The 6344-nt window shown below is 71.9% G+C and carries 8 protein-coding genes; 4 read left to right on the top strand and 4 right to left on the bottom strand.

The window, feature by feature from the left end:
• Window positions 1-49 precede the first annotated feature (49 nt).
• The gene (locus P1P75_RS38595; RefSeq protein WP_319264197.1) at window positions 50-1213 is read left to right on the top strand and encodes a 4-hydroxybenzoate 3-monooxygenase; all 1164 of its coding nucleotides are present in this window, start codon (window positions 50-52) and stop codon (window positions 1211-1213) included.
• Between the two features lie 28 nt (window positions 1214-1241).
• Here the strand turns inward: P1P75_RS38595 and P1P75_RS38600 are convergent, their stop codons facing one another.
• Complete coding sequence (locus tag P1P75_RS38600) at window positions 1242-1802, bottom strand: YbaK/EbsC family protein (RefSeq protein WP_319264186.1); 561 nt, start codon at window positions 1800-1802, stop codon at window positions 1242-1244.
• 43 nt (window positions 1803-1845) lie between these two features.
• Window positions 1846-2418: an XRE family transcriptional regulator gene (locus P1P75_RS38605; RefSeq protein ID WP_319264188.1), complete on the bottom strand. Its 573-nt coding sequence runs from the start codon at window positions 2416-2418 to the stop codon at window positions 1846-1848.
• A gap of 139 nt (window positions 2419-2557) precedes the next feature.
• Here P1P75_RS38605 and P1P75_RS38610 point away from each other — a divergent pair, with 139 nt between their 5' ends.
• The gene (locus P1P75_RS38610; RefSeq protein WP_319264190.1) at window positions 2558-3415 is read left to right on the top strand and encodes a DMT family transporter; all 858 of its coding nucleotides are present in this window, start codon (window positions 2558-2560) and stop codon (window positions 3413-3415) included.
• Between the two features lie 29 nt (window positions 3416-3444).
• On the opposite strand, the gene P1P75_RS38615 is transcribed toward P1P75_RS38610, so the two are convergent.
• Complete coding sequence (locus tag P1P75_RS38615) at window positions 3445-4209, bottom strand: acyltransferase (protein ID WP_319264191.1); 765 nt, start codon at window positions 4207-4209, stop codon at window positions 3445-3447.
• Window positions 4210-4318: 109 nt separating this feature from the next.
• Here P1P75_RS38615 and P1P75_RS38620 point away from each other — a divergent pair, with 109 nt between their 5' ends.
• Window positions 4319-4846 carry a gamma carbonic anhydrase family protein gene (locus tag P1P75_RS38620; RefSeq protein ID WP_319264192.1) on the top strand — a complete coding sequence of 176 codons (528 nt, stop codon included), beginning with the start codon at window positions 4319-4321 and terminating at the stop codon, window positions 4844-4846.
• Between the two features lie 45 nt (window positions 4847-4891).
• Here the strand turns inward: P1P75_RS38620 and P1P75_RS38625 are convergent, their stop codons facing one another.
• Window positions 4892-5560, bottom strand: a complete 669-nt coding sequence (locus P1P75_RS38625; RefSeq protein WP_319264193.1) for a DedA family protein — start codon at window positions 5558-5560, stop codon at window positions 4892-4894.
• A 231-nt stretch (window positions 5561-5791) separates the two neighbouring features.
• Here P1P75_RS38625 and P1P75_RS38630 point away from each other — a divergent pair, with 231 nt between their 5' ends.
• Window positions 5792-6031: a hypothetical protein gene (locus P1P75_RS38630; RefSeq protein ID WP_319264195.1), complete on the top strand. Its 240-nt coding sequence runs from the start codon at window positions 5792-5794 to the stop codon at window positions 6029-6031.
• The last annotated feature ends 313 nt before the right edge of the window (window positions 6032-6344 follow it).

A 6344-nucleotide genomic window follows, 5' to 3' on the forward strand; every position in this document is an offset into this window, starting at 1 on the left:
CCTCAACTCCCCTTCCCCCGCGCCCCTTTCTCATGTTCCGGTCGTCGTCGTGGGCGCCGGCCCGGCCGGACTGACCGTCGGCAACATCCTGCGGGCCGCCCACCTCGACTGCGTGGTGCTGGAGGCGGAGAGCCGCGAGTTCATCGAGGGCAACCCGCGCGCGGGCGTCCTGGAGGAGTGGGCCGTGCGCGGCCTGCGGCAGCGCGGCCTGGCCGACAACCTGTTGGAGCGGGCTCAGCTGCACACCGCGTGCGAGTTCCGTTTCGGCGGCGAGAGCTACCGCTTCTCCTACGGCGATCTGACCGGCCGTCACCACTTCGTCTACCCGCAGCCGTTGCTGGTGACGGACCTCGTGCGGGAGTACGTCGACGTGCGCGGCGGTGACGCCCGCTTCTCGGTACGCGACGTCGAACTGCACGATCTCGGGACGGACCGCCCCTCGGTGTCGTACACCTGCCCGCGCACAGGTCAACGGCGGCTGCTGCTGTGCGACTTCGTCGTCGGGGCGGACGGGGCGCGTGGGGTGAGCCGGGCCGCGGTGCCACCGGACGAGTCGCGGACCGCCCGGCACGACTACGGCGTCGGCTGGCTGGCGCTGCTCGCGCAGGCGCCCCCGTCCGCCGACTGCGTGCTGTTCGGTATCCATCCCGACGGGTTCGCCGGGCACATGCCCCGCAGCCCCGAGGTGACCCGGTACTACCTCCAGTGTCCGCCCGGCGACGACCCGCAGAGCTGGTCGCACGACCGCGTCTGGACGGCGCTGCGCACGCGCCTCGGGGCCGCGGACGCCTCGCCGCTCGCCGAGGGACCGCTGATCGAGAGACGCGTGCTCGACATGCATGACTACGTGGTCGAGCCGATGACGTACGGGCGGCTGTTCCTGGCCGGGGACGCGGCGCATCTGGTCGCGCCGATCGCCGCGAAGGGCATGAACCTGGCACTGCACGACGCGTTCCTGCTCGGCGACGCACTGGCCGGATACCTGACCGGCGGCGACGGCGACGGCCTGGACGGCTACTCCGAGGCCTGCCTGCGGCGGGTGTGGGACTACCAGGAGTTCTCGCACTGGCTGTCCGAGGTGTACCACGGCACCTCGACGGGCGACCCGTTCCGGGCGGGCACCACCCTCGCCCGGCTGCGTCGCCTGTTCACCTCACCGGCCGCCGCCGGTGCCTTCGCGGAGCAGTACCTGGGAACGGCCGAGCACTACTGACGGGCCGGGCGGGGTGAGGCGGCGTGGCTCAGGCCGCGACGCCCAGCCCCTCCAGCACGACCGCGCCCGGCAGTTCGGCGAACGCCTTTCCGGGCACCAGCAGTTTGCCGCGCCGGCGCCCGCTGCCGACCAGCACGTACGGCAGGTCGACGACGGCGGAGTCCACCAACACCGGCCACGCTGCGGGGAGTCCGACGGGGGTGATGCCGCCGTACTCCATGCCGGTCTCGCCCACGGCCGTGTCCATCGATGCGAACGAGGCCTTGCGGGCACCGAGTTGGCGGCGGACCACGCCGTTGACATCGACGCGCGTGGTGGAGAGCACGACACACGCGGCCAGGGTGGTCTCGCCGCCGCGCTTGCCCGCGACGACCACGCAGTTCGCCGACTGCTCCAGCAGCTCGCGCCCGTAGTGCTCGACGAAGACGGCCGTGTCGGCCCACTGGGGGTCGGTGTCGACGTAGACGATCCGGTCGGCGGGGACGCTGCCGCTCCACGCCCGTACGGCGTCGGCGACCGGGCCGGTCAGTTCGTCGAGACGGTCTGGTGCGGGGTGGGCGGTGTCGAAGCGTCCGATGGGTGCGTCCATGGCCGCACGCTAACAGCCGTGCGGGGCCGGTCGGCGGGGTGTCTCAGTGCACGGGCGGCACCGACACGGTGAGCACCATCTCGGTCGGGATGTCGCCCTGGTTGCCGTAGATGTGGGCGGCGTCGGCCTCGAAGGTGACGCTCGCACCGGCCGGGACGCGGTACTCGGTGCCCTCGACGGTGAGGGTGAGTTCTCCGGCGGTGACGTGGGCGATCTCGACCGTGCCGACCGGGTGCGGGTCGGAGCCGCTGCTCTCACCGGGCATCAGCCGCCAGTCCCACATCTCCAGCGGGCCGGGCGCCTCCGCGCCGGCGAGGAGCCTGCTGTAGCTGCCGGCATCGGTGTGCCACAGCCGGACCACCTGGTCGGCGGGGACGACACGGACCTTCGGACCCTGTTCGTAGTCGAGGAGGGTGGTGATGCTGACGCCGAGGGCGTCACCGATCTTGACGACGGTGCCGATGCTGGGGTTGGTGCGGGCCTGCTCGATCTGGATCAGCATGCCGCGGCTGACTCCGGCGCGGGCCGCGAGTGTGTCGAGGGTGAAGCCGCGCTCGGTGCGCCAGCGCTTGACGTTGCGCGCCAGGGACTGGGTCAGCAGGTCGAGGTCCGACACGTTCCGTCCAATTCCGCCTGCTCCGGACGATGCCCGGAGTCCACTATCGGAGTTCAATATCATGGATGACAGGGTCCATTCCCCTGCACTACGGTGTAGTGCACCCGATCGTGCACCGAACTGTACTGCGAGGACCCCGGTGACAGCACTCTTCGCCCTGGCCACCAGCCTCCTGTGGGGCCTGGCCGACTTCGGCGGCGGGCTGCTCACGCGCCGCGCCCCCGCGCTCACGGTGGTCGTGGTCTCCCAGTCCATCGCGGCGGTGGTGCTGGGCGCCGTCGTCGTGGCCACCGGCGGCTGGAGCGAGGCGGGGCCGCGGCTGTGGTTCGCGGTCGCGGCCGGACTGGTGGGACCGGTCGCCCTCCTCTCCTTCTACAAGGCGCTGGCGCTCGGCCCGATGGGCGTCGTCTCGCCGCTGGCCACGCTCAGTGTGGCCGTCCCGGTCTCCGTAGGGCTGTTCCTCGGCGAACGCCCGGGATGGACCCAGGCCGCGGGCATCGCGGTGGCGGTCACCGGAGTCGTCCTCGCGGGCGGCCCGCAGTTGAGGGGCGCGGCCGTACAGCGGCAGGCCGTCCTCCTCACCCTGGTCGCGGCCCTCGGCTTCGGCACGGTGTTCGTGCTGATCACAGAGGCGTCGACCACGGTCACCGGTCTCTTCCTGGCCCTGTTCGTGCAGCGCGTCACCAATGTGCTCACGGGCGGCGCCGCCCTGTACGTCGCCGTGCGCCGGGGCGCCCCCGCTCTCCCCGCGAGCGGACTGCCGTTGCGCGCGCTCCCCGCGTACGCCTTCGTCGGCCTCGCCGACGTCGCCGCGAACGGGACCTACGCGATCGCCGCCCAGCACGGGCCGGTCACCGTGGCCGCCGTACTGGCCTCGCTCTACCCGGTGGTGACCTCCCTGGCCGCCCGCGGCTTCCTGCGGGAACGCCTGCGCGCGGTCCAGGCGGCGGGGGCGGGACTGGCGCTGGTGGGGACCTTGCTGCTGGCGACGGGTTAGCGGCGGGTCAGGTCGGGCCGCCGCCCGGGTCAGCGCTCCGGTTCCAGCTCCGCCAGTCGCGCCGCCGACTCCTCGTCCAGGCCCGAAAGCGCCACCAGTTGGTCGGACGTCACGCCGTCGGGGATCGGCACCGGGGCCGGGGTCCGCAGCGGCGGCTGCCAGCCGTCGCCGGGAGTCCACCGCCGTACGACGCGGGCGGGCGCGCCCGCCACCACGGCGTGGTCGGGCACCGTGCCGCGCACCACCGCGCCGGCCGCGACGACGACGTTCCGTCCGACCCGCGCCCCCGGCAGGATCACCGCGCCGGTGCCGATCCAGCAGCCGGAGCCGATCTCCACCGGCTCCATCCGCGGCCACTGCTTGCCGATGGGCTGGTGCGGATCGTCGTAGGAGTGGTTGGTCGAGGTGACGTAGACGTACGGTCCGAAGTAGCAGTCGCTGCCGATGGTGACCGTCGTGTCGGCGATGACGTGGCTGCCGCGGCCCAGCACGACGCCGTCCCCCATCCGCAGGATCGGGTCCGGGCCGAGGTCGAGGCCGGGCATCAGACCGGCCGTCAGCGTGACCTGTTCGCCCACGATGCAGTGCGCGCCGAGGTGGATCCAGGGCTCGCCGAACACCGTGCCGAGCGGGAACGCGAGCCGGGTGCCGGAGCCGATCGAGCCGAAGCGGAGGCCGCCGGGGTGTTCCGCGGTGACGGAACCGGTGCGCTGCACCCAGGCCCAGCCCGCGTGGACGGCCCGCTGGGCGAGGCGGCGGCACCAGGATGAGAACGTGTTCTTGCGCTTCGGCACCCGCTCACCGTACTCAGCGCCCGCCGACGCCAGGACGCCCCAGGCCTGTGATCTTCACCCCACCGGGTGGCGTACCGTGCGGGGAAAAGACGGACAAGAGGAGTCGGTGATGACGCACAAGGCGCTGATCGTGGGCATCGGCGGCAGGGAACCCAAGGTCGACGAGGGGGCGTTCGTGGCACCGACGGCCTCCGTCATCGGTGACGTGACGCTCGCGGCGGGCGCGAGCGTCTGGTACGGCGCCGTGCTGCGCGGCGACGTCGAACGGATCTCCGTCGGGGCACAGAGCAACATCCAGGACAACTGCACACTGCACGCCGACCCCGGCTTCCCCGTGACCGTCGGCGAGCGGGTCTCCGTCGGTCACAACGCGGTCGTCCACGGGGCGAGCGTCGGCGACGACTGCCTGATCGGGATGGGCGCGACGGTGCTCAACGGGGCGGTCATCGGCGCCGGTTCACTGGTCGCCGCCCAGGCCCTGGTGCCGCAGGGGATGGAGGTGCCGCCGGGTTCACTCGTCGCCGGGGTGCCGGCGAAGATCAGGCGGGAGCTGACGGAGGAGGAGCGTCAGGGCGTCACCCTGAACGGCACCCTCTACGCCGACCTCGCCAAGGCCCACGGCGAGATCCACGACTAGGCACCCGCAGGGCGCGACGGCGCGGGGACGGCGTGCGGCCGCGACCTACTCGGCAGCCGTCACGGTCACCGGCTCGGCGTCGGTCTCGGCCTGCGTCGGTCCGGCCTGCTCAGCGGCCTTCTTCGCCTTGCGCTTCAGCACCATCATCGAGGTGAGGCCGATGAGCACGGCCGCCACCAGGCCCAGCCAGGAGAACCGCTTCAGCCAGGACTCCGCGACGACGCCCACGTAGTAGATGACAGCCGTCGTCCCGCCCGCCCAGACGATGCCGCCGAACAGGTTGGCGAGGAAGAACTTCCAGTACGGCATGTGCAGGACGCCCGCGAGCGGCCCGGCGAAGATCCGCAGCAACGCGATGAAGCGGCCGAAGAAGACGGCCCACACGCCCCACTTCTCGAAGGACCGCTCCGCCGTGGCGATGTGTCCCTCGCTGAAATGCCGGGGGAACTTCTTGCCCAGCCAGGCCAGCATCGGACGGCCGCCCTTGCGGCCGATGGCATAGCCGATGGAGTCGCCGATCACCGCGCCCACGACGGCGCAGGTGCCGAGGATGACGGGGTTGATGTCACCGTGCTGCGAGGCGAGCAGCGCCGAGGAGACGAGGATGATCTCGCCCGGCAGCGGAATGCCCAGGCTCTCCAGTCCGATGACCAGGCCCACCAGCGCGTAGATGGCGACCGGGGGTACGGCCTCGAGCCATTCCTGGACGTGCACCGCCGGTTCCTCCCGTTCGAGTCCTGCTTCCCGGCGTGCGCCGGGGACGGGCGCACGCCGGGAAGCCTACCGGGTCGGCCGAGGCGCCCGGTCCGCCGCCGGACGCCCTGTGGTGTAGCTCGCTCCACCATGGATCCGGGGGTGCGGACCCTCCGTCCGGGCGGGCCGGTGAGCGGATCGTGGCAGGTGAAGAAGCCACTTGTCGCTCACTGTTCCCGAAGGGACCTCTCCATGGCCGTCAACCGCCGGCGCGGACGCCGTACCGCCTCCCTCGCCACCGCGGCGGCAGCGCTCGTGCTGTCCGCCGGCCTCCTGAGCGGCTGCGCGTTCGACGACTCCTGGAACTGCCTGTCGAACGCGGACACCATCAGCGACAGCGTCACGGCCATCCACCGGGCCGGCATCGACGCGATCGAGGACTCCACGAAGACCGACGAGTCCATCGCCACCATCGAGAAGAACCTCGACTAGATCGACGACAAGGCGGACGACGGCGAGGTCGACCACGCGATCGAGGATCTCGACGAGGCGATCGAGGACTACAACAGGGACATCCTCAACGGCGACAACCCCGACTCCGGCAAGATCGACCGTGCTGCCGACGAACTGCGGAACGTCTGCACGTCCTAGCCCTGTCGTCACCTTCCCGACCTTCCCGTGCGCCCCGCGGCGCCTGGTTCGGCCCGTTCAGCCGCCGAGTGCCGCGGTCACACCGATGACCACGGCGTCCGCGCCCCGGTCGACGCCGCCGAGCACCTCGCCCACCACCTCCTGGGGGCCGGGA

Source organism: Streptomyces sp. ID05-39B (assembly GCF_033794725.1).
GTDB classification, from domain to species: Bacteria; Actinomycetota; Actinomycetes; order Streptomycetales; family Streptomycetaceae; genus Streptomyces; species Streptomyces bobili.

Coding starts and splice junctions, on each gene's coding strand:
- P1P75_RS38630 (WP_319264195.1), top strand. CDS start 5,792: ATGGCCGTCAACCGCCGGCGCGGACGCCGTACCGCCTCCCTCGCCACC.
- P1P75_RS38600 (WP_319264186.1), bottom strand. CDS start 1,802: ATGGACGCACCCATCGGACGCTTCGACACCGCCCACCCCGCACCAGAC.
- P1P75_RS38620 (WP_319264192.1), top strand. CDS start 4,319: ATGACGCACAAGGCGCTGATCGTGGGCATCGGCGGCAGGGAACCCAAG.